Source organism: Actinoplanes utahensis (genome assembly GCF_016862455.1).
GTDB classification, from domain to species: Bacteria; Actinomycetota; Actinomycetes; order Mycobacteriales; family Micromonosporaceae; genus Actinoplanes; species Actinoplanes utahensis.
Genome location: NZ_BOMZ01000083.1, coordinates 102761 through 123824, shown reverse-complemented (window position 1 = coordinate 123824; position 21064 = coordinate 102761). Strand labels below are relative to the sequence as shown.

22 protein-coding genes and 1 riboswitch are annotated in these 21064 nt (G+C 71.8%); of the genes, 10 read left to right on the top strand and 12 right to left on the bottom strand.

Annotated elements, in window-relative coordinates; genetic code table 11:
• On the bottom strand, window positions 1-997 hold a 997-nt coding region (locus tag Aut01nite_RS29325; protein ID WP_204037722.1), incomplete at its 3' end, for a helix-turn-helix transcriptional regulator.
• 105 nt (window positions 998-1102) lie between these two features.
• Between Aut01nite_RS29325 and Aut01nite_RS29320 the strand changes: the two genes are divergently transcribed.
• Together Aut01nite_RS29320 and Aut01nite_RS29315 are read left to right on the top strand one after the other, a co-directional pair.
• On the top strand, window positions 1103-1516 hold the full coding sequence (locus Aut01nite_RS29320; RefSeq protein ID WP_043524249.1) for a DUF1761 domain-containing protein: 414 nt from the start codon (window positions 1103-1105) through the stop codon (window positions 1514-1516).
• Window positions 1517-1946: 430 nt separating this feature from the next.
• Window positions 1947-2408, top strand: coding sequence for a VOC family protein (locus tag Aut01nite_RS29315; protein ID WP_043524251.1), 462 nt, complete (start codon window positions 1947-1949; stop codon window positions 2406-2408).
• Window positions 2409-2965: 557 nt separating this feature from the next.
• Here Aut01nite_RS29315 and Aut01nite_RS29310 read toward each other — a convergent pair.
• A complete protein-coding gene (locus Aut01nite_RS29310; RefSeq protein ID WP_043524252.1) occupies window positions 2966-3823 on the bottom strand; it encodes an alpha/beta fold hydrolase in 858 nt (285 codons plus the stop codon).
• A 156-nt stretch (window positions 3824-3979) separates the two neighbouring features.
• Between Aut01nite_RS29310 and Aut01nite_RS29305 the strand changes: the two genes are divergently transcribed.
• On the top strand, window positions 3980-6691 hold the full coding sequence (locus Aut01nite_RS29305; protein ID WP_161790606.1) for a beta-galactosidase: 2712 nt from the start codon (window positions 3980-3982) through the stop codon (window positions 6689-6691).
• Window positions 6692-6693: 2 nt separating this feature from the next.
• On the opposite strand, the gene Aut01nite_RS29300 is transcribed toward Aut01nite_RS29305, so the two are convergent.
• Window positions 6694-7215, bottom strand: coding sequence for a GNAT family N-acetyltransferase (locus Aut01nite_RS29300; protein WP_043524253.1), 522 nt, complete (start codon window positions 7213-7215; stop codon window positions 6694-6696).
• Window positions 7216-7366: 151 nt separating this feature from the next.
• Here Aut01nite_RS29300 and Aut01nite_RS29295 point away from each other — a divergent pair, with 151 nt between their 5' ends.
• The 3 genes from Aut01nite_RS29295 to Aut01nite_RS29285 all read left to right on the top strand — a co-directional run bounded on the left by Aut01nite_RS29295 (window position 7367) and on the right by Aut01nite_RS29285 (window position 9375).
• Complete coding sequence (locus tag Aut01nite_RS29295; protein ID WP_052163529.1) at window positions 7367-8356, top strand: CPBP family intramembrane glutamic endopeptidase; 990 nt, start codon at window positions 7367-7369, stop codon at window positions 8354-8356.
• A gap of 11 nt (window positions 8357-8367) precedes the next feature.
• Complete coding sequence (locus tag Aut01nite_RS29290; RefSeq protein WP_161790607.1) at window positions 8368-8505, top strand: hypothetical protein; 138 nt, start codon at window positions 8368-8370, stop codon at window positions 8503-8505.
• A 158-nt stretch (window positions 8506-8663) separates the two neighbouring features.
• A riboswitch (cyclic di-AMP (ydaO/yuaA leader) is annotated at window positions 8664-8812 on the top strand.
• Window positions 8812-9375, top strand: a complete 564-nt coding sequence (locus Aut01nite_RS29285; protein ID WP_043524256.1) for a LysM peptidoglycan-binding domain-containing protein — start codon at window positions 8812-8814, stop codon at window positions 9373-9375. (Overlaps the previous riboswitch by 1 nt.)
• Window positions 9376-9736: 361 nt before the next feature.
• Here the strand turns inward: Aut01nite_RS29285 and Aut01nite_RS29280 are convergent, their stop codons facing one another.
• From Aut01nite_RS29280 to Aut01nite_RS29255, 6 genes are all read right to left on the bottom strand, one after another.
• Entirely contained in the window at window positions 9737-10864 is a 1128-nt protein-coding gene (locus Aut01nite_RS29280) for an epoxide hydrolase family protein (protein ID WP_043524258.1), read from the bottom strand.
• Window positions 10865-10878: 14 nt separating this feature from the next.
• On the bottom strand, window positions 10879-11280 hold the full coding sequence (locus Aut01nite_RS29275; protein WP_052163530.1) for a TfoX/Sxy family protein: 402 nt from the start codon (window positions 11278-11280) through the stop codon (window positions 10879-10881).
• The gene (locus tag Aut01nite_RS29270) at window positions 11277-11906 is read right to left on the bottom strand and encodes a TetR/AcrR family transcriptional regulator (RefSeq protein ID WP_043524260.1); all 630 of its coding nucleotides are present in this window, start codon (window positions 11904-11906) and stop codon (window positions 11277-11279) included. Before Aut01nite_RS29270 ends, Aut01nite_RS29275 begins: the two co-directional genes overlap by 4 nt.
• On the bottom strand, window positions 11903-12562 hold the full coding sequence (locus Aut01nite_RS29265) for a type 1 glutamine amidotransferase domain-containing protein (RefSeq protein WP_043524261.1): 660 nt from the start codon (window positions 12560-12562) through the stop codon (window positions 11903-11905). The genes Aut01nite_RS29270 and Aut01nite_RS29265 overlap by 4 nt, the downstream gene beginning before the upstream one ends.
• Window positions 12563-12634: 72 nt before the next feature.
• The gene (locus Aut01nite_RS29260) at window positions 12635-13657 is read right to left on the bottom strand and encodes a hypothetical protein (protein ID WP_043524262.1); all 1023 of its coding nucleotides are present in this window, start codon (window positions 13655-13657) and stop codon (window positions 12635-12637) included.
• A gap of 57 nt (window positions 13658-13714) precedes the next feature.
• Entirely contained in the window at window positions 13715-14704 is a 990-nt protein-coding gene (locus tag Aut01nite_RS29255; RefSeq protein ID WP_043524263.1) for a helix-turn-helix transcriptional regulator, read from the bottom strand.
• 81 nt (window positions 14705-14785) lie between these two features.
• On the opposite strand from Aut01nite_RS29255, the gene Aut01nite_RS29250 reads away from it, so the two are divergent.
• A complete protein-coding gene (locus Aut01nite_RS29250; RefSeq protein ID WP_043524264.1) occupies window positions 14786-15148 on the top strand; it encodes a VOC family protein in 363 nt (120 codons plus the stop codon).
• 198 nt (window positions 15149-15346) lie between these two features.
• Here the strand turns inward: Aut01nite_RS29250 and Aut01nite_RS29245 are convergent, their stop codons facing one another.
• Window positions 15347-16069: a dienelactone hydrolase family protein gene (locus tag Aut01nite_RS29245; RefSeq protein ID WP_043524266.1), complete on the bottom strand. Its 723-nt coding sequence runs from the start codon at window positions 16067-16069 to the stop codon at window positions 15347-15349.
• A 68-nt stretch (window positions 16070-16137) separates the two neighbouring features.
• Here Aut01nite_RS29245 and Aut01nite_RS29240 point away from each other — a divergent pair, with 68 nt between their 5' ends.
• Window positions 16138-16641, top strand: a complete 504-nt coding sequence (locus Aut01nite_RS29240; RefSeq protein ID WP_043524267.1) for a GNAT family N-acetyltransferase — start codon at window positions 16138-16140, stop codon at window positions 16639-16641.
• Between the two features lie 116 nt (window positions 16642-16757).
• Here Aut01nite_RS29240 and Aut01nite_RS29235 read toward each other — a convergent pair whose 3' ends face one another.
• Window positions 16758-17837 carry a LacI family DNA-binding transcriptional regulator gene (locus tag Aut01nite_RS29235; RefSeq protein ID WP_236642644.1) on the bottom strand — a complete coding sequence of 360 codons (1080 nt, stop codon included), beginning with the start codon at window positions 17835-17837 and terminating at the stop codon, window positions 16758-16760.
• A 261-nt stretch (window positions 17838-18098) separates the two neighbouring features.
• Here Aut01nite_RS29235 and Aut01nite_RS29230 point away from each other — a divergent pair, with 261 nt between their 5' ends.
• Complete coding sequence (locus tag Aut01nite_RS29230; RefSeq protein WP_043524268.1) at window positions 18099-19199, top strand: WD40 repeat domain-containing protein; 1101 nt, start codon at window positions 18099-18101, stop codon at window positions 19197-19199.
• A gap of 42 nt (window positions 19200-19241) precedes the next feature.
• On the opposite strand, the gene Aut01nite_RS29225 is transcribed toward Aut01nite_RS29230, so the two are convergent.
• Window positions 19242-19673, bottom strand: coding sequence for a cupin domain-containing protein (locus Aut01nite_RS29225; RefSeq protein ID WP_043524270.1), 432 nt, complete (start codon window positions 19671-19673; stop codon window positions 19242-19244).
• A 365-nt stretch (window positions 19674-20038) separates the two neighbouring features.
• Between Aut01nite_RS29225 and Aut01nite_RS29220 the strand changes: the two genes are divergently transcribed.
• Window positions 20039-21004 carry an AbfB domain-containing protein gene (locus Aut01nite_RS29220; protein ID WP_161790608.1) on the top strand — a complete coding sequence of 322 codons (966 nt, stop codon included), beginning with the start codon at window positions 20039-20041 and terminating at the stop codon, window positions 21002-21004.
• The last annotated feature ends 60 nt before the right edge of the window (window positions 21005-21064 follow it).

The window sequence follows — 21064 nt, the reverse complement described above, 5'->3', positions numbered from 1 at the left end:
CGCCGCCGGCCGGAGCCCGTGTGGCGACGCGGCCGGCCGCGGCTCGGGAGAGTCGGCGGGCGAGATCCGCGAAGGCCTCGGTGAGCTCGCCGGGGCCGACGACCTCGATGTCGGCGTCGTAACGTGCGAAGGCGGCGGCGAGACCCGGCCACGACCAGGACCCGAGCGTGAGCCGGCAGCGGTCGGTGGCGATCGGCTCGACGAGCCCGTCCCGGGTGTGGCGGGCCACGACCGCGGCCGGCAGGTCGAGGATCACCGTGCCGCGGCAGGGCCAGTCGCCGGTGGCGTCGCCGGAACCGCGGAAGGCGCCGGTGACGAACGTGGCGACGTCCCCGCCGGGCAGCGCGCGGGGCGTGAAGCGTGGCCCGTGGGGAGTGCGCAGGGCCATCCGCTCGACGCGGAACGTCCGCCAGTCGTCACGGTCGAGGTCCCAGGCGACGAGGTACCACCGGCCGCCCCGGGTGATCACGTGGTGCGGTTCGGCGCGGCGCGCGGCCGGGGTGCCGCCGGAGCCGTAGTCGAAGCGCAGGACCTCGCGGGCGTGCACCGCGGCGCTGATGGTCAGCAGAGCATCCCCGCCGACCGGCTCGGCCGGCTGCGCGGGGGACCCGTCGACGGCGGTGACGTCGAGCGCCGTGACGCGGTGCCGTAGTCGTGCGGGCATCACCTGCCGGATGGTGTTCAGCGCCCGTTCGGCGGATTCGGCGAGGCCGCTGCCCCGGGTCGTCGCGGCGATCTGCAGGGCGACGGTGAGGGCGACGGCCTGGTCGTCGTCGAACAGCAGCGGGGGCAGGTCGGTGCCGGCGCCGAGCCGGTAACCCCCTTCCGGGCCCTTGGCCGCGGCGATGGGATAGCCGAGCTCACGCAGCCGGTCGACGTCGCGGCGCACGGTACGCAGGCTGACGTCCAGCCGGCCGGCCAGCGCGGTGCCGGACCAGTCCCGGCGGGTCTGCAACAGGGAGAGCAGAGCCAGCAGACGCGCGGAGGTCTTCGCCATGAACCTGATTCTGCGGCAGAAAGGTGCCACACCCTGTCACCTACCGCTGCGAATCTTGGTCACGCGCCGGTCGGCGGAAGACCCTTCTCTCGTACGGAGACCCACATGTTCGATGTTCTCGCCGATCTTCACTGGTTCGGCATCCTGGCCGGTTTCCTCGCCCTGACCCTGCTGGGCGGCCTCTGGTTCGCGGCCCTGTTCCCCCGGGCCTACCACCGCTCCCTCGGCCGGGAGCCCGGCGCGAAAGCGCCGTCCACGCCGTTGTTCCTCGCCGGCCCGGCGGCGACGAGCCTGACCATCACGCTCACCAGCGCGGTCCTGATGGCCGCACTGAAGATCGACACCTACGGCGACGCGTTGCTGTTCGGGCTCATCGTCGGCGCCGGCTACCTGGCCGCCAACACCCTCACCATCGCCATCAATCCCAACTTCCCCCGGCCGCTGCTCTACGCCACGATCTCCGGCGGCTACAACATCGTCGGCAGCCTGCTCGTCAGCGCCATCCTCCAGACCCTCTGACACCACGGCGGCGGCCGGTCCACTTCCGATCCACCGCACCACCACCACGGCGGTCGGTCCGCTTCCGGTCCGCCGCACTTCTCTCACCCCATGCCTTGGTACGGGCCACACAGCGTCCCGTGCCTCGCGGCGGCCACGGCAGGCGTCCCCTCACGACCCTCCCCCGGGTGCGGCTCATGCCTGCCCGTCCCGCTCACCCCCGGCTGGCTCTCACTGCTGTCTCAAGCACCTCGAGACAGCCCTCACCACCAGCCGGACAAGATCCGCACCGGCTGGCTCTCACGGCTGTCTTGAACGCCTCGAGACAGCCGTGAGAACCGGCCGGGAAAGAACCGCAACCACCTGGAGCCGCCGTGGCAGGGCTGAGAACGCCACGGCTCGGTTCCTAGGGCCTGATCGATGTCCGAGAACAATCATCAAGGAGCACAGCATGACGATCACGACCACTACGCACCTGAACTTCCGCGGTGACGCCCGCGCGGCACTGGAGTTCTACCAGTCGGTGTTCGGCGGCGACCGCACGGTCGTCACGTACGGCGACTTCGGGATGCCCGGTGACCTGCCCGGCGCTGACGAAGTCGTCTTCGGCCAGGTCGTCGCCGAGAACGGGTTCAGGATCATGGCCTACGACGTGCCCGCCGACTCGCCGGCCGCGGCCGTGCCCGCCGCCACCGTCCGGGAACACGGCAGGACGCTGACCGGTGAGCGGTTCTTCGTCTCCGTGCGCGGTGAGACCGCCGAGGAGGTCGGCGGACTGTGGGGCGGACTCGCCGACGGCGCCGAGGTCATCGAGGAGTACGGCCCCTCGGCATGGGCGCCGGGCTTCGGGATGCTCACCGACCGCTTCGGTGTCACCTGGATCCTCGACGTCGCCGCCCCGTACGCCGGCTGACACCACCCTCGGGGCCCGGGGGTCGCCGAAACCAGGCGGCCCCCGGACCCGTCCTTGCGCGGCGAAGGCGGGCAGCGACGGCCCGGCCCTCACCGGCGCGATTCGTGGCGGGCCTTCCCGGAGGTTGCTTCCGGGAGGCCAGCGAGCGCCGGTTGCCCGGTTGCGGCTTGCCTGATTGCCCGCCCGCCCGCGTGCGTGCCCGCCCGCCCGCGTGCCCGCCCGCCCGCGTGCCCGCCCGCCCGCTTACTTGCCTGCGGGTGTACCGGCGCCTGACCGGCTGCCCTGACCACGACGCTGTCGAGCTGCCCGGTCCGTGCCGCGGCCTGACCGGGTCACTCGCAGCCGGAGAACCCCGGCCGGTCGTCGCGGGCCGATCGAGGCGGCACTCACCATCGGCCCGGTCCGATCCGCCGCTGACCGGACCGGAAGGGCGTGCACGAGTGGCACCGGGGGACGGTCGTGAGGGGACGCCTGCCGTGGCCGCCGCGAGTCACGGGACCGCTGTGCCGCTCACGGCACGGCGCACCCGGCGGCCGGTCGCGTCGTCCGGTCGCCGATCACGGCCCGGCCGGCTCGGAGGTGACCGGGGCGGTGAAGAAGTCGGCGAGCGCGTCGACCAGATGCTGCGGGGCACGGTTGAGGGCGTCGTGGCCGGCGCGCGGCACGATCAGGCTGCGGGCGTGCGGCATGACGGCGGCCAGGGCCTCGTTGATCGGCCGGTAGTAGGGCGGGCCGGCGGCTCCGCAGGCCAGCAGCACCTCGGCCTCGACGCCGGCCCACTGCTCGGGCGGGCCGTCGTGGCGGTGGATCAGCTGGGACTCGTCGAGGGTGGTCGGGAGGAGCTCGCCCATGGTGCGGCCGATGGAGGTCCGCAGGAACAGCCGGCAGATGGCGATCTGGAGGAACAGCGGCAGGCGGGTCGCGGCCGCATGCGTGTTGATGCCGGCCGAGGTGAGGGCCATGGCGCGGGGGATGTCGCCGGCGGCCGCGGCCTCCCGTGCGGCCGGCAGCCAGCCGGTGGTGGGACCGATGCCGTCGACCTGGACCGCAGGGTCGTAGAGGGCGAGCCGGCCGATCGGCAGCCGGCGGGCGGCGCCCTGCAGGGCGATGAAGCCGCCGCTGCTGTGGCCGATCACGTTGCGGGCGCCGGTCCAGGTCAGCAGGGTGGCGAGGTCGTCGATGTCCTGCTCGCCGTCGTACGGCTCGGCACGTGCGGCGGCGTCGGCCCGGCCGCGGCGGTTGTAGAGGTGCACGGTGAAGCGGTCGGCCAGGCGGAGGGCGAGCCGCCGGTACATCGCGATGGTGACGCCGCCGCCGTGCACCACGACGACGCCCGGTCCGGCGCCGATCGAGTGGAGCACGATCTCGGCGCCGTCAGCCGCCGGCACCCGCTGCACGGTCCAGTCCTGAGTCACATCGGCCTCCCTGGGAAACTGAGCTGAGAAACTGCGAACGGCGTTTGCGGTTTTAGTGTAGCAACACTTTCGCACCCGGTGACCGGCGGGACTTCGATCGATAGGATTCCCGGGTATAAATCGTTTCAGTACGTGGACGGGATGGGGTGCGAGTCAATGCCGGCTGATCTCGAGGTGCAGGGCCCGCACGGACCGGTTCCGGTGCGGGTGTACGAGCCGGACACCCCCGCCGGAGCCGTCCTCGTCTGGGCGCACGGCGGCGGCTTCCGGCACGGCGACCTCGACATGCCCGAGTCCGACCACGTCGCCGCCGAGCTGGCCCGCCGGGCGGACGCGGTCGTCGTCGCCGTCGACTACCGGCTGGCCGTCGGCGGCGTCCGCTACCCGGTGCCGATCGACGACGTGCACGCCGTCTGGACCTGGGTGACGGCCCGCACCGACCTGCCCGCGCGGAAGGCGATCGGCGGCGCCAGCGCGGGCGCCGCCCTGGCCCTGTCCACCGCGCTGCGTGTCCGCGACGCCGGGGAGCAGGCGCCGGACCTGCTCCTGCTCGCCTACCCGTTCAGCCACTTCCCGGCGCCGACCCTGGGTCTCGGCCGGAGCCTGACGGCCATCGAGGACATGGTCCGCAACTACGTGGGCCGGATCAGCGATCTCCCGCCGGACGCGCTGCCCGGCGCGGCCCGGCTCGACGGCCTGCCCCCGGTGCACATCCTGCTGTCCGAGGATGATGATCTGCGGCCGTCCGGCGAGCTGCTGGAGCGGCAGTTGCACGAGGTGGGGGTGCCGGCCCAGTCGTTCCTGGCGCGGGGCACCACACACGGCCATCTCAACCGGCCGCAGGACAACCCGGCGGCGGACGACGCCTCGCTCGGCTTCTTCGCGGGCGTGCTGCGCCTGCCCCGGGAAGCCCCGGCCTGGCTCCGCCGTGCGGGGGAGAAACGCATCGAGTTCGGCGCCGACTACAACCCGGAGCAGTGGCCCCGGGAGGTGTGGGCCGAGGACGTGCGGGCGATGCGCGAGGCCGGGGTCACGATCGTCTCGCTCGGCATCTTCTCCTGGGCCCGCCTGGAACCGGCCGAGGGGCGGTACGACTTCGGCTGGCTCGACGAGATCATCGACCTGCTGCACGCCAACGGGATCCTGGTCGACCTGGCCACCCCGACCGCGTCGCCGCCGCCGTGGCTGACCACGAAGCATCCGGAGATCCTGCCGGTCGACCGGGAGGGCCGCACCGTCTGGCCCGGCGCCCGGCAGCACTGGCGGCCCACCTCGCCGGTCTTCCGCGAGCACGCGCTCCGGCTGGTCCGGGCGCTCGCCAACCGGTACGCGAATCATCCCGCGGTGGCCGCCTGGCACGTCAACAACGAGCTGGGCTGCCACAACGCCCACGACTACTCCGACGACGCCGCGGTCGCCTTCCGGCGGTGGCTGCGGCGACGCTATGCCACCCTGGACGATCTCAACGCCGCCTGGGGCACCGACTTCTGGTCGCAGCGGTACACCGACGCCGACCAGATCCTGCCGCCACGCTACGCGAACGGGCCGGTCAACCCGACCCAGCAGCTCGACTTCAAACGGTTCTCCTCGGACGCGCTCAAGGAGTATTACCTGGCCGAGCGCCGGATCCTGCGGGAGATCACCCCGGACGTGCCGGTGACCACGAACTTCATGGTCGCCGGGGACATCAACGACATGAACTATCCGGACTGGGCGAGCGAGGTGGACTTCGTCGCCAACGACCACTACACCCGGCCCGGCCCGCAGAGCCGCGACGAGCTGTCGTTCTCCGCGAACCTGTGCGGCAACCTGGCCGGCGGGCGCCCCTGGTTCCTGATGGAGCACTCCACCAGCGCCGTCAACTGGCAGCCCGTCAACCCGGCGAAACTCCCCGGCGAGCTGGCCCGCGACTCGCTCACGCACGTCGCCCACGGCGCCGACGGCGTCTGCTTCTTCCAGTGGCGGCAGTCCCGGGCGGGGGCCGAGAAATACCATTCGGCGATGCTGCCGCACGCCGGGACCTCCAGCGCGATCTTCCGGGCCGTCACCGACCTCGGCGCGCGGTTGCGGTCGCTGTCCGGCGTCGCGGGTCTTCGTCGTACGCCGTCGCAGGTGGCCGTGGTCGTCGACTACGAGTCGTGGTGGGCCGCCGAGCAGGACTCGCACCCGACCGACCGGCTGCGGTACCGCCAGGAGGCCCTCGACTGGTACACGGCCCTGCTGGACGCCGGCATCCGCTCCGACGTCGTGCCGGTGCACACCGATCTGTCCGGTTACCGGGTGGTCGTCGCGCCGATCCTGCACCTGGTGCCGGACGCGCTCCGGCAGCGCCTGACGGATTACGTCGCGGCCGGCGGCCACCTGGTGACCACCTACTTCTCCGGCATCGTCGACGAGAACGACCACGCCTGGCTCGGCGGCTACCCGGGCGCGCTGCGTGACCTGCTCGGCATCCGGGTCGAGGAGTTCGCGCCGCTGCTCGACGGCGAGACGGTGACGCTGACCAACGGCGCCACCGGAACCCTCTGGTCGGAGTGGCTGGAGGTGACCGATCCGGCAGTCAAGATCCTCGCCGGGTACGCCGGTGGGGGTGGGCCGGCCGTCACCCGCCGTGAGGTGGGCGCCGGCTCGGCGGCGTACGTCTCCACCCGCCTGGGCCCGCAGGGACTCGCCGCCATCCTGGACGATCTCCTCACCCCCGCCGGGGTGGGCAGCGAACTGCCGCCCGAGCTGCGCGGAAAGGTCGAGCTGGCGATCCGCGGCGACGTCCGGTTCCTGATCAACCGGACGCCCCACCCGGTCGGGCTGTCCGCGCTGCCCGGCGCCCCGGCGAAGGTTCCGGGGCGCGGCGTCGTGGTCCTGCAATAGCCTCAGACCGGCTGGTGCTCGCGGATCACGTCGGTGCGACCGGTGTCGCCGGGCTCCCGGGAGACCTCGGCGAAGCCGGCCTTCTCGGCGACCCGGGCGGAACCGGCGTTCGCAGCGTCGTGGCGGATGGCGACCCGCTCGATGCCCGGCAGGGTGAACGCGACCCGGGTCAGCACGGTCACGGCCGCGGTCATGTGACCGCGGCCGCTGTACGGCGTCCGGATCCAGTAACCGATCTCCAGGATGCCGGGGCCCATCCGCGTCATCAGGCCGATCGAGCCGATCAGCTCACCGACGGTCGTGAAGATCGCGTAGTTGAACTCGGCGCCCTTGGCCCAGTCGTCCACCGACCGGCCGATGTAGTCGCTCGACTCGGCCAGGCCGTAGGCGTCGGTCGCCCACGGCAGCCACGGTTTCAGCTCGGGCAGCGACTCGCGGACGGCGGTGCTCAGCTCGGCGGCCCACTCCGGTTCCCACCGTTTGAGCACCAGTTCGCCGGCATTGATCATTTCGGGCGGTTCCATGGTCCTCATTGTGCCCGGCTGGTCGTCAGTGCTGTCTCGGCGACGCTGAGACAGCACTGACGACCAGCCGGAGGTCTATATCGCAGGTTAGAGACGGGGATCTGGCCGCAGCCGGATCCGCTCGCGCCGCCGGGACGCGAGACTCTGTCCCATGTTGATGCCAGCGCCGCCCGGTAGCCCGTACCACCGTCTCGCCCGCACCCCCACCCACCGCTGGTGGCGCACCGTCCTCGGGTCGTTCTTCATCGTCCTGTGCGGGCTCGGCGTGATGCTCGTCGGCTACTTCGCCTACACCGGCGCCGCCGAGCTCGCCGGCCGCCCGGACGGCCCGGACGGGTTCGCCGGTTTCGGCCCGCTGCCCGACCTGGCGGTGGACTTCCTGGCGATCGCCGTGTTCCTGCCGCTGATCCTGGTGGCCGCCCGCCTCATCCAGGAACGCCCGGCCGGCACGCTGTCCTCGGTCGCCGGGCGGATCCGGTGGCGCTGGCTGATGCTCTGCCTGCCGGTCGCGGCGGTGACGATCGTGCTGTTCCTGACCCTCGGCACGGCGCTGTCGGCCGTCACCGGCGAGGACGCCGGGCTGGACGATCCACTGGCCGGGTGGGGCCCGTTCGTGCTGTCCACCGCGGTGATCGTGTTGGTGGTGCCGTTCCAGGCGGCCGCCGAGGAGTACCTGTGCCGGGGCTGGCTGCTGCAGGGGCTGGGCGCGGGGATCCGCAACCCGTGGGTGCCGATCATCGTGCAGGCGGCGGTGTTCGCGGCCCTGCACGGATGGGGTACGCCGTACGGCTTCGCTGATCTCCTGGTCTTCGGTGTGGTCGCCGGGTGGGTGACGGTGCGTACCGGCGGGCTGGAGGCGGCGATCGCGCTGCACGTGATGAACAACGTGCTCAGCTCGGTGCTGGCGGCGGCCTTCGGTCAGTTGACCATCGAGGAGACGGCGGCGGACATGCCGTGGCAGGCGGCGCTCGCCGATATTCCGGTGCTGATCGGGTTCGCGGCGGTGATCGTGTGGCTGGCCCGGCGGCGGCGGCTGGAGACCGCCACCCCGATCGTCGCCCACGACCTCACGGCCGGTTCCCGCCTCACGGCCGGTTCCCGCCTCACGGCCGGCGCCCGCCTCACCGCCGGCGCCCGATGAAGGTCTTTCTGGTGATCGTCGTCATCTCGATCGTGGTGGTCGGCGGTCTCTCCCCGGTGATCGAGGCCGGCTGGATCCGGGTCGGCATCTCGGTGACGCTGTGCGCCGTTGTCGGCACGATGCTGGAAATGAGGTCTAAAAAGGAATAGTCCGGGAATTTCCGGGCGGTAACAAGATCAAAGCGGGCAAATACTGAGAAGAACGTCACTATCCCGGGTGGAAAGCTTGGTGTGCGGCCCATCGACGTGGTTACCGTCGGGCCGTCCCGCGACGCGGGCACTGTGGACGGACCGCCGAGTCCTGCCGCCGCCCACAGACTCCATTCCGACGGCAGGAGCGGGGGACCCAATCTTCGCGGCGCTTCTCTCGGCGTCTTGGGGTGAAGCCGTGCCCAGCACGGCCGGGACACCTATCCCGAACCCGACAGCTCACCTCGCAGGCGTGGAGGGTCATCCATGTCTCGGATCGGTAGTAGACGAGTACGCCTCGCCCTGACCACCCTGGTCACCGCCGGGGTCACCGGCGCCGGCGTCCTGTTCGGCCCGGTCGCCCCGGCCCAGTCGGCCGCCCGGCAGGTCAACTGGGACGTCGTCGCGAAATGCGAGTCCGGCGGGCGCTGGCACATCGACACCGGCAACGGGTACTACGGCGGCCTGCAGTTCAGCCGCAGCACGTGGAAGTCGAACGGCGGCACGAGGTACGCCCCGACCGCCGACAAGGCCACCAAGGCCCAGCAGATCGCCATCGCCGAGAGGCTCTACCAGAAGCGCGGCCTGAAGCCGTGGCCGGTCTGCGGCAAGAAGGCCGGCGTCTACCGGACTGGCTCCACCGCGAAACCGTCCACCAAGCCGTCCGCCAAACCGAGCGGCAAGACCTACGTGGTCCGCTCCGGCGACACCCTCGCCTCCATCGCCAGGAAGTTCAAGATCAAGGGCGGTTGGCGTACGCTCTTCGCGCACAACAAGGACCGCCTGGCCAGCCCCAACCTGATCTACCCCGGCCAGCGCATCCGCCTCTGACGGCGTCGGGCCGGTTCCGGAGGCGCATCGGTGTGCCTCCGGGACCGGCCCGGCCGGTGTCGGCGGGACAGCAGGGCCTCCCGAATCCGGTCCCGGCCCGGCGAGCAGGTGCGCGCCGAACCCGAGCGACCGGCTGGTGGCGGCGCCGGCACTGAACAGCACCGGAAGACCGTCGGCGGGTCCCCACTCGGCCCGGCCCGGTCCGCGGCCGTCGGGGAGCGGGCGGACGCCACGGCGCTCCGGTGAGATCACGTTCTTCCCCACGGGACGCCGTTCTCGACGCTCGGCTCGCTCGTGCCGCCCGGTTTTTCCGCCCCTCGCCGAACGATCGGCGGGTGCGGTGCCGCGCGGCCGGACGGTGTCAGCGCACCTGGCGGAAGAAGGCGCGCAGATCGTCGACCAGCAGGCCGGGAACCTCCAGCGCGGGGAAGTGGCCGCCGCGATCGTGCGTGGACCAGTGGCGGATGTCGGGGTAGCGGCGGGCCGCCCAGCGCCGAGACGGCCACGGCACCTCGGCGTGGAAGACCGACGCACCGACCGGGACGTCAACCGGCTCGGCGTCCACCCCGGTGATCCAGCCGGCGATCCGTTCGATGCTCTCGGCGTAGAGCCGGGCCGACGACGCTGCCGTCCCGGTCAGCCAGTACAGCGACACCTGGTCCAGAACCTGATCACGGGTCAGGCCGTCACCCCAGGTCAGCAGCTTCTCGCCGAGCCACGCGCACAGCCCGGCAGGTGAGTCGACCAGCGCGTAGCCCAGAGTCTGCGGCGCCGTCCGGTGGATCTCCGAGTAGGCCGACGCCGACCGGCCCCGCTCCTGGATCCGTTGCAGTGCCGTCCGCTCCTCCTCGGTGAGATCATCGGGTCTCGCCGGATCCGGCCCGGCCAGCGGCGGAATCAGATGGATCCCGGCCACGTGGTCGCGGTGCTGCGCCGCCAGGCAACTGGACACGCTGGTTCCCCAGTCGCTGCCCGCCGCGCCGTACCTGTCGTACCCCAGGCCGGCCATCAGCTCCGCCCAGGCGTCCGCGATCCGCTCCACACCCCACCCGGCGGTGTCCGGTCTCCCGCTGAACCCGTAACCCGGCAGTGACGGGATCACCACATCGAACGCGTCCGCGGGATCGTCCGGATCGGTCAACGGCCCGACGAGATCCACCAGCTCGAGCACCGACCCCGGCCACCCGTGCGTGATCACCAGCGGGAACGCTCCCGGATGCGGCGACCTGGCATGCAGCACGTGCACATCGACACCGTCCACGGTCACCATCGACTGCGGCACCGCGTTCAGCCGGGCCTCCGCCGCCCGCCAGTCATAGCCGTCCGCCCAGTACGCACAGAGGTCTCGCACGACCTCCCGCGGAATGCCCTGCGCCCACCCGGCCACCGGCGCCGCCTCCGGCCAGCGCGTCCGGGCGAGCCGCTCACGCAGATCCACCAGCTCCGACTCCGCCACCTCGACCCGAAACGGCCGCACCCGAATCCCCATCCCGCCAGTCTCCGTCAGTCGCGCCGGCCCCGCAGCGCGCCATCGCGGTGACGGAACGGACCGATCCCGGTCGGCCGGCCGCCGCGACGCGCCGGCGTCGAGGGCCCGTGATCCGTTCCGAGGAACAGATCCGAGAGCAGGTCCGGGTCGTCGAGGGCGCCGGCGGGAACACTCCAGTACGCCTCGACCGTGACCGTCCGGCCGCGGGCCGTGTACCGGAACGGGACCGAGCCGGCGGCGTGCCAGCGCTCCCGATCCGCGAGGTGGACCTTGGCGTAGACGGTGTCCATGACGATGCCGATCTGCTCCCCGTCGTGGCGTAGCGACCAGCCGCCGAAGAACGGGGCGAGATCGACACCGGAGGAGGGCCCGAGACGGTGGAGAACCTGCTCGGCGACGGCGCGCGCGCCGGTCACCCGAGGGCCGCCGCGGTGTGCCGGTCGACATGGGCGCGGTAGGCGTCGCGCAGCTCGTCGAGCCGGTCGGCGCCGAGGGCCAGCGGAACGCCGTAGAAACCGGCGAGCAGGCCGGTCACCGCCGCCTCGGAGCCGGGCGAGGGCGCCAGATGACGGCGGAACAGGTCGGCCTGCGGGGTCAGTGCGATGTCGAGCGCGCGCGGGTCGTCGAAGACCAGCAGTCGCTCGGCCTCGCTGATGTCCAGCACGGCGCAGACACCGCCGCCCCGGGCCACCTCGGCGGTGATCTCGAACCACATCCGGGGGCCGGCCATGATGGACACCGCTGTCTCGTCGAAGAACCGCCGGATGAAGTCGACGCCGTCCGTCGCGGCGCCGGCGGCGAGGACGGTGCCGATGCGCCACATGCAGATGTGGTAGGCGAGCAGCTCGGTCTTGGACCCGAAGTGTCCGAAGAACGTCGGCTCGGACACCTCCGCCGCCGCCGCGAGCTCTCGCACCGGGATGTCGGCGAACGGGGTGTGCTCGACGCGCTCGCGCAGAGCCTGCCACAGCGCGACACGGAGCCGGGCTCGTTTGCGCTCACGCAGCGGCAGCGCCGCGAACCGGTCGGCGGCCGTGGTCACGGCAGTGCCAGAGCGTCGATGACGGCCGCGGCGACGCCGGCCGACGAGGCCGGGTTCTGGCCGGTGAGCAGACGGCCGTCCCGGCGCACCGTCGGGGTGAACGGCTCGCCGACCTCCACGATGGCGCCGAGATCCTTGAGCCGCTGCTCCAGCGAGAAGGGCAGCGCGGCGGTCGCGCCGGCGATCGCCTCCTCGGCGTCGCTGAAGCCGGTCACGGTCCGCCCCGCCACCAGGGGATCCCCCGCCGCGGTGGTCGCACCGAGCAGCCCGGCCGCGCCATGGCAGACGGCGGCGACGACACCGGCACGGCCGATCACGTCGACGATCCGGGCAAGGGACTCGTCGCCGGGGAAATCCCACATGGTGCCGTGCCCGCCGACCAGGAAGACCGCGTCGTAGCCGGCCGGATCGACGGAGCTCAGCGGCACGGCGCCGTTGAGCAGGGCGTCGAGATCGGGCGCGGTGGCGGTGCCGGCGGTACTGGCCGGATCGACCGGTGGCCGCCCGCCGCGCACCGAGGCGATGTCGACGGCCAGCCCGGCTCCCTGGAACGCGCGCAGCGGGACCACCAGCTCCTCCCACCAGAATCCGGTGGGCTGCCCGGTCGTGCCGAACGTGTCGTGTGAGGTGAGCACCATGAGAACCGATCGCGTCATGGGCACAGTATGCACAGAAATTTTAGTGCACACAAGAAATTATGCCGACGGTACGATTGTCCTCGGGGTCGGTCAGTTCCAGCCGCTGGCGGTGGTGGCGGTCCGGTGACAGTCCTCGCAGAGGAAGAGGCTGCGGAAGCCGGAACCGTGCTCGCGGATGTCGGTGGTCACCGTGGCGGCGTGGAACATCAGGCGCTTGCAGGAGGGGCAGAGCGGGTTCGGATAGAGGCCGATGGGTGGGCCGCCCGCCGTGCCGACCAGGCCGGGTGTGGCGTGCGTGTGGCCGTTGGTGTAGACGAGGTCCGGACCATACGGGCGCAGGACCGCTCGGCCCCGGCCGAACTCCGGGTCGTCCTCGAACCAGTCCTCCTCGGGCTCCTCGTCCAGGATCAGCCGCTCGTCCTGATAGCGGCCGTCGGGCCCGATGCCGGCGAACAGCACCCCCGGGTCGCGGGAGGCCGGGCCGACCAGATGCGCGTGCGAGGCCGGCCACGACGGCAGCCCGGGCACGTCGGCGAGACGCAACGACACGTAGTGCCAGGCGACCGGGCTGGTCGAGGGATCACGAACGACCCGGTCCACCGGCAGGCCCACCGGGTGCGCGGCATCGGGGAAGTCGCCGAGCTCCAGGAAGACGGCCTGCCGCCGGGGGGTGAAGCGGAACTCCGCCGGGCCGGTCGGGGGGATCCAGATGCCGGAGTCCTCGTAGTCGGAGCGGTCCCCACCGTCACGGACGTCCTCGGCGACGGCGGCCAGGGCGGCGCCGGTGCCGATCGACCCCAGCACCCAGGCGTCCTGTAAGGAACGGTCGGATCGCAGCCGCCCGGCCAGGATCTCCACACACCGGTCCGGCGCCCCGCCGAAGAGCACGCACAGATCGTCGAAGACGACCTCGAACCGGTCCAGCAGCCCGTCGATCACCAGCTCCTGATAGGGCCGGAACAGCTCCGGACGAGTGCCGGCCAGATAGGCGAAGTGGTCGCCCAGAAAGCGCTTCTCCAGGTCGCCCCGTTGCAGGTGCTCGACGAGCACCGCGACATCGTCAGGCGTCTCCACGGGCAGCGGCTCCCTGCCCAGTCCGGTGTCGATCGGCATGCCGGGGACGCTAACAGCAGGGTCCGACAGAACCGCCGGACCGGCGGAGACGGCCGCTCACCCGTACAACGCCGTCATGGCGAGCGCGCTGGACCGCATCATCTCCCGCAGAGCGGGCGGGGAGACCACCTCGATGTCCGCGCCGAGCCGCAGCAACTCGGCGTGGGCGTGCTTGACGGACTCGATCGGGAGGGTCACCGTGGTCCAGCCGTCCGGATCGGGCGGGCCGACGCCGTCGCGGACGTTGCGGGCCATGGCCCGCGTCATCAGGTGGGGGATCCGGTCCAGCGCCGCCGGGGCGAGCCGGACCGTCGCCTCGTCCCGGTGCAGGCGCCGCTCGAAGTCCGCTGCCCACGCGGCCCAGGACGATGCGAGATCGAATCCTTCCGGGCGCTCGAACGTCTCGTCCAGCACGGTCAGTTCGAGGATCGTCGCCACCCGGTAGGTCCGCTGCTCAGGGGCGGCGGAGGGGGAGCGGGAGACGTTGGCGACGAAGTACCAGACGCCGGCTTTGAGGATGATGCCCAGCGGCTCGATGTCGCGGTCCACCTCGCGGGGCTCACGCCAGCGGCGGTAACGCATGCGGGCCCGTCGGCGGTTCCACACCGCCGCGGCCAGGGCGGCCAGATGCGGGTGGGTCTCGGTCTCGCGGAACCAGCCGGCCGCATCGAGGTGGAACAGGTCGCGGATCTCGTCGACGTGCCGGCTGAGCCGGGCGGGCAGCGCCGCCCGCAACTTCAGCTCCGCCGTCGTCAGCACCGCACCGAGCCCGAGCTCGGCGGCCGCCTCCGGCACCCCGGCCAGGAAGATCGTCCCGGCCTCCTGCGGAGTGAGGCCGGTCAGGCGAGTCCGGTACCCGTCGACCAGCTGATATCCGCCACCCGCCCCGAGCTCCGCATAGATGGGCACACCCGCCGCCCCGAGCGCTTCGATGTCCCGGTACACCGTCCGCACCGAGACGTCCAGCTCCGTGGCGATCTGCTGAGCCGTCAGGCGCCCACGGTCCTGCAGCAACAGGACCACCGACAGCAACCGGCTCGCACGCATGTCCGAAGACTGCCACAGATGACTGACAGAGGGTGTCAGTCATCCCCGGGCAGGGTGGGAACCGACGAAAGGAGCACCACCATGGCACTCGCCACTCTCGCCGGGCTCTCCCTGGACTGCGACGACCCGGCCGCTCTCGCCGGTTTCTACAGCAGGCTGCTCGGCCTGGAGATCAGTTACACCAGCGACGAGTTCGTCTACGTGGGCGAGATGGGCAGCGGGCTCGGCTTCGCCAAGGTCGACGAGTACGTGCCACCGACCTGGCCGTCCGCGGACGTGCCGAAGCAGGCCCACCTCGAATGCGGCGTCACCGATCTGGACTCCGGCGAGGCGGCGATCCTCGGGATCGGCGCCACCAAGCCGGAGTTCCAGCCGATGCCGGACCGCTGGCGGGTCCTGCTCGACCCGGCCGGCCACCCGTTCTGCATCTCGGTCATGGCCTGACAGCGGTAGTCTCCCGCTCGTGGACGGACCGGCCGTACCGGTTGGCGCGGGTGACCCCGGTCAGCCGGACACACCGCGCGGCGCCGGCGGCGAGCGGCAGGTCCGCCCACGCCGCCGTCGCCGGACGCGACGGCGGCGAGCACGCTTCTCCTGATCCGTACGGGATTCCGTCCCGCATGCCGGGTCGCCGCCGCCGTCTCAACTCTCGTGGAAGAAGGCGACCGCCTCGATCAGGGCCCGGTCGGTGAGCGCCGGATCGTGGCGCGGGCCGACGTCCCGCATGAACGCGTGCTCCCCGCCGGTGTAGACGTGCAGTTCGAGATCGGTGAGCCCGGCCGCGTACAGCCGCTCCAGGATGAACAGCCGTGCGTCGGCCGGCACGTGCGGATCCTGGCTGCCGAAGACGATCAGCAGGCGGCCCTGGATCTCGGCGGCCCGCGCGATCGAACCGGCGTCGTCGTCCCGGCCGAGCGCCCCGTTGTGCAGGCCGGTCGGGTAGAAGCAGACCGTCGCCGCCACCCGCGGATCGAACGCGGCCCGGAACGCCAGATGCCCGCCGATGCAGAAACCGGTCACGAACAGCCGGGTCACATCGTCGCGCTGCTCCAGATGGTCGAGCACCGCCACCCGGTCCGCGTCGAACTCGGCGGCGGTGGTGGCCGCCGCCCCCGCCAGCCCGCGCTGCTTGCCCTCGTCGTCGAACTCCAGGGCGACCCCGGCCAGCTCCCCGTGCGGATAGATCTCCGGAACCGCCACCACGAACCCGGCCGCGGCCAGCCGCCGCGCCGTCCGCAACGTCGACTCGGTCAGCTGGAAGATGTCCGTGTAGAGCAGGAGGCCCGGCCACTTCCCGTCGCCGGCCGGCCGCAGCACCGCTGTCCGGATGTCACCGATCCGAACCTCTTCTTCGCGTACCTTCATGATCGAAACACTACCGGCGGCAATTCCGGATATGTTCCAACCGGCCCGGCAGCCGTAGCGTCAGAGGGGTGGACCGACTGACGCAGCCATCGATAGCGATCGAACTGCTCGCTGATCGCCCGGACCTGATCGCCGAACTGGCCCGGCTCCGCTGGCACGAGTGGAGCCGCCACCCCGGCCGCGAGGATCCGCAGTGGTGGATCGACACCACCCGCCGCGAGACCGGCCGCGCCCTGCCCCCGGTCACCTTCGTCGCCATCGACGAGACCGGCAACGCCTCCGGCGGCATCGGCCTCGTCCCCGTCGAACACCCCGAACTCGCCGACCGCGGCCCGTGGGTCGTCGGCGCGGTCGTCCGCCCCGACCGCCGCGGCCGGGGCGTCGGCGGAACCCTGCTCACCGGCCTCAAACTGTGGGCCACCCGCACCGGCATCGAACGGCTGTGGGTGTCCACCGGCGGCCACCCCGCCGACTTCTACATCCACTGCGGCTTCCGCACCACCGACCTCGTCGACCTGCCCGGCCGCGACCGCCTCACCATCCTCACCGTCCAACTGGGAACCACCGACTAGCATCCGGCCCACCCGCCTGCCGAAGCCGCAGCGGGCGCGGCAGGCATTCCCTCCGCTCGTCGTTCCGAGTCACGGGAGCGTGTGTGGCCCGTACCGGAGGACGGGTTCGGGTCTGCTCAGAGGGAGCCGGCGAGCCGGTCGCCCGTGGTGTGGGTGCCGGGGCGGATCTCGCCGGAGCCGCGGCGGATCAGGGTGGTGGGGATCCAGTGCTCGGCGGGCGGGGTGCTGTCGCCGTCGATCCGGCGGAACAGGGCCTGAGCAGCGGTGCGGCCCATCACGACCGGGTCCTGGGCGACCACGGTGATCGCCGGTTCGAGCAGGTCGGCCATGGGGAAGTCGTCGAAACCGACGAGCGCCACGGTGCGGTGCAGGCCGAGCCGGCGCAGCGCCCGGACCGCGCCGGCGGTCACCAGGTTCTGGCTGGTGAACAGGGCGGTCGGCGGGTCCGGCCGGTGGAACAGCTCGATGACCTTGCATTCGGCCATCAGCGCGGTGTGCAACTCGGAACCGATCAGCCGCGGGTCCGGCTCGATGCCCGCCTCCCGTAACGCGGCGAGGTACCCCTCCTGACGCAGGCGGGCCGTGGAGATCCGGCTGTAGTCGCCGAGGCAGGCGATCCGGCGGTGCCCGTGCGCCAGCAGGTGCCGGGTCGCCTCACCGGCGCCGAGGACGTTCGTGGCGAGGACCGTGTCGCCGGGGAACCCGGCACCCGGCCGGTCGACGAACACCACCGGAGTGTCCACCCGCAGCTCCGTCGCCAGATAGCCCTGGTCCGGGCCGACCGGGGCCATGATCAGACCGTCGGTGCGGCGCATCGTGAAGGCGCGGGCCAGCTCCCGCTCGCGGGCCGGGCACTCGTCGAGGCTGCCGGTGAGCACCTGGACGCCCCGGGCCCGGGCCTCGTCCTCCACCGCCCGGTGCAGTGACGCCGAGAACGGGTTGCCGACATCCTCCAGCAGCAGGGCGATCATCTCGGTCCGGCGGTCGCTGCGGCGGAGCGCGCCGGCGCCGACGTCCGGACTGTAGTTGAGCAGCTCGATCGCGCTGCGGACCTGGGCGACCAGGACGGGGGAGACGTTCTCCTCGCCGTTGACGACGCGGGACACCGTCTTGAGGCTGACACGGGCGGCACGGGCGACGTCGTTCATGGTGGGCCGGCTGCTGCGGCGGCCACCGGACGTCCGATCGGGGGACAAGCTGCTCCTCGCGGGCCGGGGTGACGCTTCCGGACCAGCTTAGCGACGGTTCCGGGCCGGTCCCCGACAGCTGCGGGGTCCGGACAACGATGTCATTCTCTGCAGCGACCTGACCGAGGTGCTCGTTCCGGAGTCCGCCCTGTGGCTACCCGTGAGACGCAAGGAATGATCCGCGCTGCCGCGCCGGGGGCCGCTTCACCCGTACGACATCGAGGGGTTTAGGGTGACCGTCTTCGATGGGCGGCGGACGGGGAGTTTCGCATGGTTGCCGAGGGACCGCCGGCGCAGCCGGTGTCGCGGGGAAGGCGTCTCCTCCTCATTCTCCTGACCGTGGCGGCCGTCTTCTGCGGCGCCGGGACGATCGTGGTCGGCGCGACCACCGACTGGTTCGGGCTGACCGGCGGTCTGGAGAAGGACCCGTGCGGGCAGCCGCTGGGCGTGGTGCCGGCCGAGTTCGGCGGGAAGGACCACCCGGTCGTGGCGAGCCCGGACGGGCGGTTCGTGGTCGACGTGCACGCCATGACGCTGTTCGACGTCGGCACCGGCCGCAAGGTGCGCACCTTCGACATGAACCGGATGACCACCTCGCCGGTCTTCACCCCGAACGGCAAACTGATGGTCTCGTACGGCGAGGTGCAGGCGGAGACTTTCGCCGGAACGGTGAACGCGGCCGTGGTGTGGAACGTGGACACCGGCAAGACGGTCCGGACCTGGCCGGTGCCGAACGATCTGGGGGTCGCCGGCCGCAAGAACGGCATCCGGATCCTCCAGGCGGTGGCGATCAGCCCGGACGGGCGGTACGTCGCCACCGGAAGCGAGGACCTGGTGCGGATCCGGGACCTCCGGACCGGCCGTCACGTCAAGGACATCCAGGAGCGGTTCGGGTTCTCGATCGGCTACGACGGTGACAGCCGGCTGCTGTTCGACGCCGATGGCACCCGTCTGGCCGCAACCGGCGAGGGCGGCAAGGTGCTGATCTTCCGGACCGAGGACTGGAGACCGGAGGCGGAGCCGTACATCCCGGGAGGCGGCGTTCGTACGCTCGCGTTCAGCCCGGACGGGAAGTACCTCGCGGCCGTCTCGAACGACCGCAGGTCACGCGTCGTCGAACTCGGCACCAACCGGTCGGTCGTCGTCGAGTACGCCATGCCGATGATGCGTTCGGTGGCGTTCAGCCCGGACAGCGCCAGCCTGCTGTCCCTCAGCAACTGGGGCGTCGCGGTGCGCAGCGAACCGCTGACCGGCCGGGTGCTGGCAGTCGCCGACAGTTGCGAGTACGCCGGCACGCCGCTGCACCTGCCCGGCGCGAAGACGTTTCTGACCGTCGAGCCGGGGCGGTTCGTGAAGGTCGCCGTTCCGTAGCGCTGTCGCCGACTTCCGTAGCGCTGTCGCCGTTCCGTAGCGCTAGAGCATCCGGAAGTCGGCGAAGTCGAAGCCGGGTGCCACCACGCAGCTGACCAGGACCGGTTCGCCGCCGGCCGGCTCGGCGGCCTGCCAGACTCCCGGCGGGATCAGTACCTGCGGTTCCTGGCCGGCCGCGACGTCCGGCCCGAGCAGCACCTCGTCGCCGTCGCCCGGCTCCTCGCCGTCGCCGCCGCGGCGCAGCAGCAGCGGGCCGCCGGAGTGCCAGAACCACAGCTCGGCGGAACGGACCACATGCCATGCCGACCGCTCACCGGGGTGCAGGAGGAAGTAGATCGCGGTGGCGGCGTGCCGTGGCCCGTCGTAGCCGTCGGGTTCGAACCGGACCGGGGAACGCCAGGTCTCCCGGTACCAACCGCCTTCGGGATGCGGCCGCAGACCGAGGCGTTCGACGAGATCGGAAGCCATGGCCATGATCCTAGGTGCCGTCCGATCAGGCAGGCATCGTGGTCGGCAGGTGCTGCCAGGCTGCGGACGGTGGATGCGGCGATCTCGACGTCCCGCTCCCCGTCTTCGGGGAAGGCGGTGTGCGCCGACGACGGCGGGCGGCGCGGTCCCACTTCAGCCCGATTGTCGCGAATCTGCGCCGCCGTCTACCGGTGAAGACACAGCCTGATCATGCCTGGTCGGCCGGTATCACCCGGTACGTAACTGATCGTAAAGAAACCTATTGAAATGTGTTGTTGACAAGATCCATAGGCTCACGTTCACTCCTCTGACAACGTTGTCATGAGCGGCGTTGTGACGTCCCTCGCGTGATGACAGGAGCTGCGAAACCCATGACGGCTGCCCCCCGACCGCCGCGTCCCGGCAGACTCGACCCGCGCGAGAAGCCGGCCCGGGCCGGTGGTGCTTTCCTGCGTGGTGAGTCGGCCCGAACCGGTGATGCGATCCTCCGTGGTGAGCTGGCCCGAACCGGTGGTGCGTTCCTCCGTGGTGAGCCGAGTCGAGCCGGTGGCGCCGTGCCGTCGCTGCAGGGTCTGCCCCAGCCGCCACCGCGCCGGCACTCGCCGATCGTGGCGCTTGCCGCGGCGACCACCGTCGCCATCCTCGGCTACTCCGCTGTCGCCGTGATACTGCTGGACCGCGAGACGCCGCCGCCTCCGCCACGCCCCGCCCCACCGGTGTTCGCGCTGCCGGTCGGTTCGGCGCCCGCCTCGCCGCCCGTTTCGATCCTCCCGTCACCGGCGCTGTCCGCCGGGTCGCCGCAGGCAGGCCGGAGCATCCGTGCCATCAGCGCCGGAATCCCGCCCCGGGCGTCCCGGAGCGCCGCACACGCCAGCCGCGAACCGGCCACCCCCAGCACTTCCCCCACCCCCGTCCTCGTCGTCGGGCACACCATCGGCCTCGCGTTCCCGGCCTGGCCCGGCTACCTGGTCCGGCACCGCGACCATCTCGCCCGCGTCGAACCCGTCACGACGGCGAGCAGCCCCGCGGACCGCCGCGCCGCCCGGTTCGTGGTGGAGACCGGCCGGGCCGACCCGCGCTGCTTGTCCTTCGCATCAGCCGAACATCCCGGCTTCTACCTGCGGCACCGCGACTTCGTCCTGCGTCTGGAACCCGCCGAGCCGACGATGCTGTTCCAGCACGACGCCACCTTCTGTTCCGCCCAGGCCGGTACGGGTTTCGTTCTGCGCTCGGCGAACTACCCGAGCCACCACCTGATCCAGGACGGCGGCCTGCTCCGCCTGATCTCCTCGGCGCCCGGCCAGGCGACCGTCTTCCACGCCGTGCCCCCGATCTGAGCCATTGGCGCGGCGGTCCCGGTCCGGCTGGCAGCGCGTCGGCTCCGGCGGTGCGTCGAT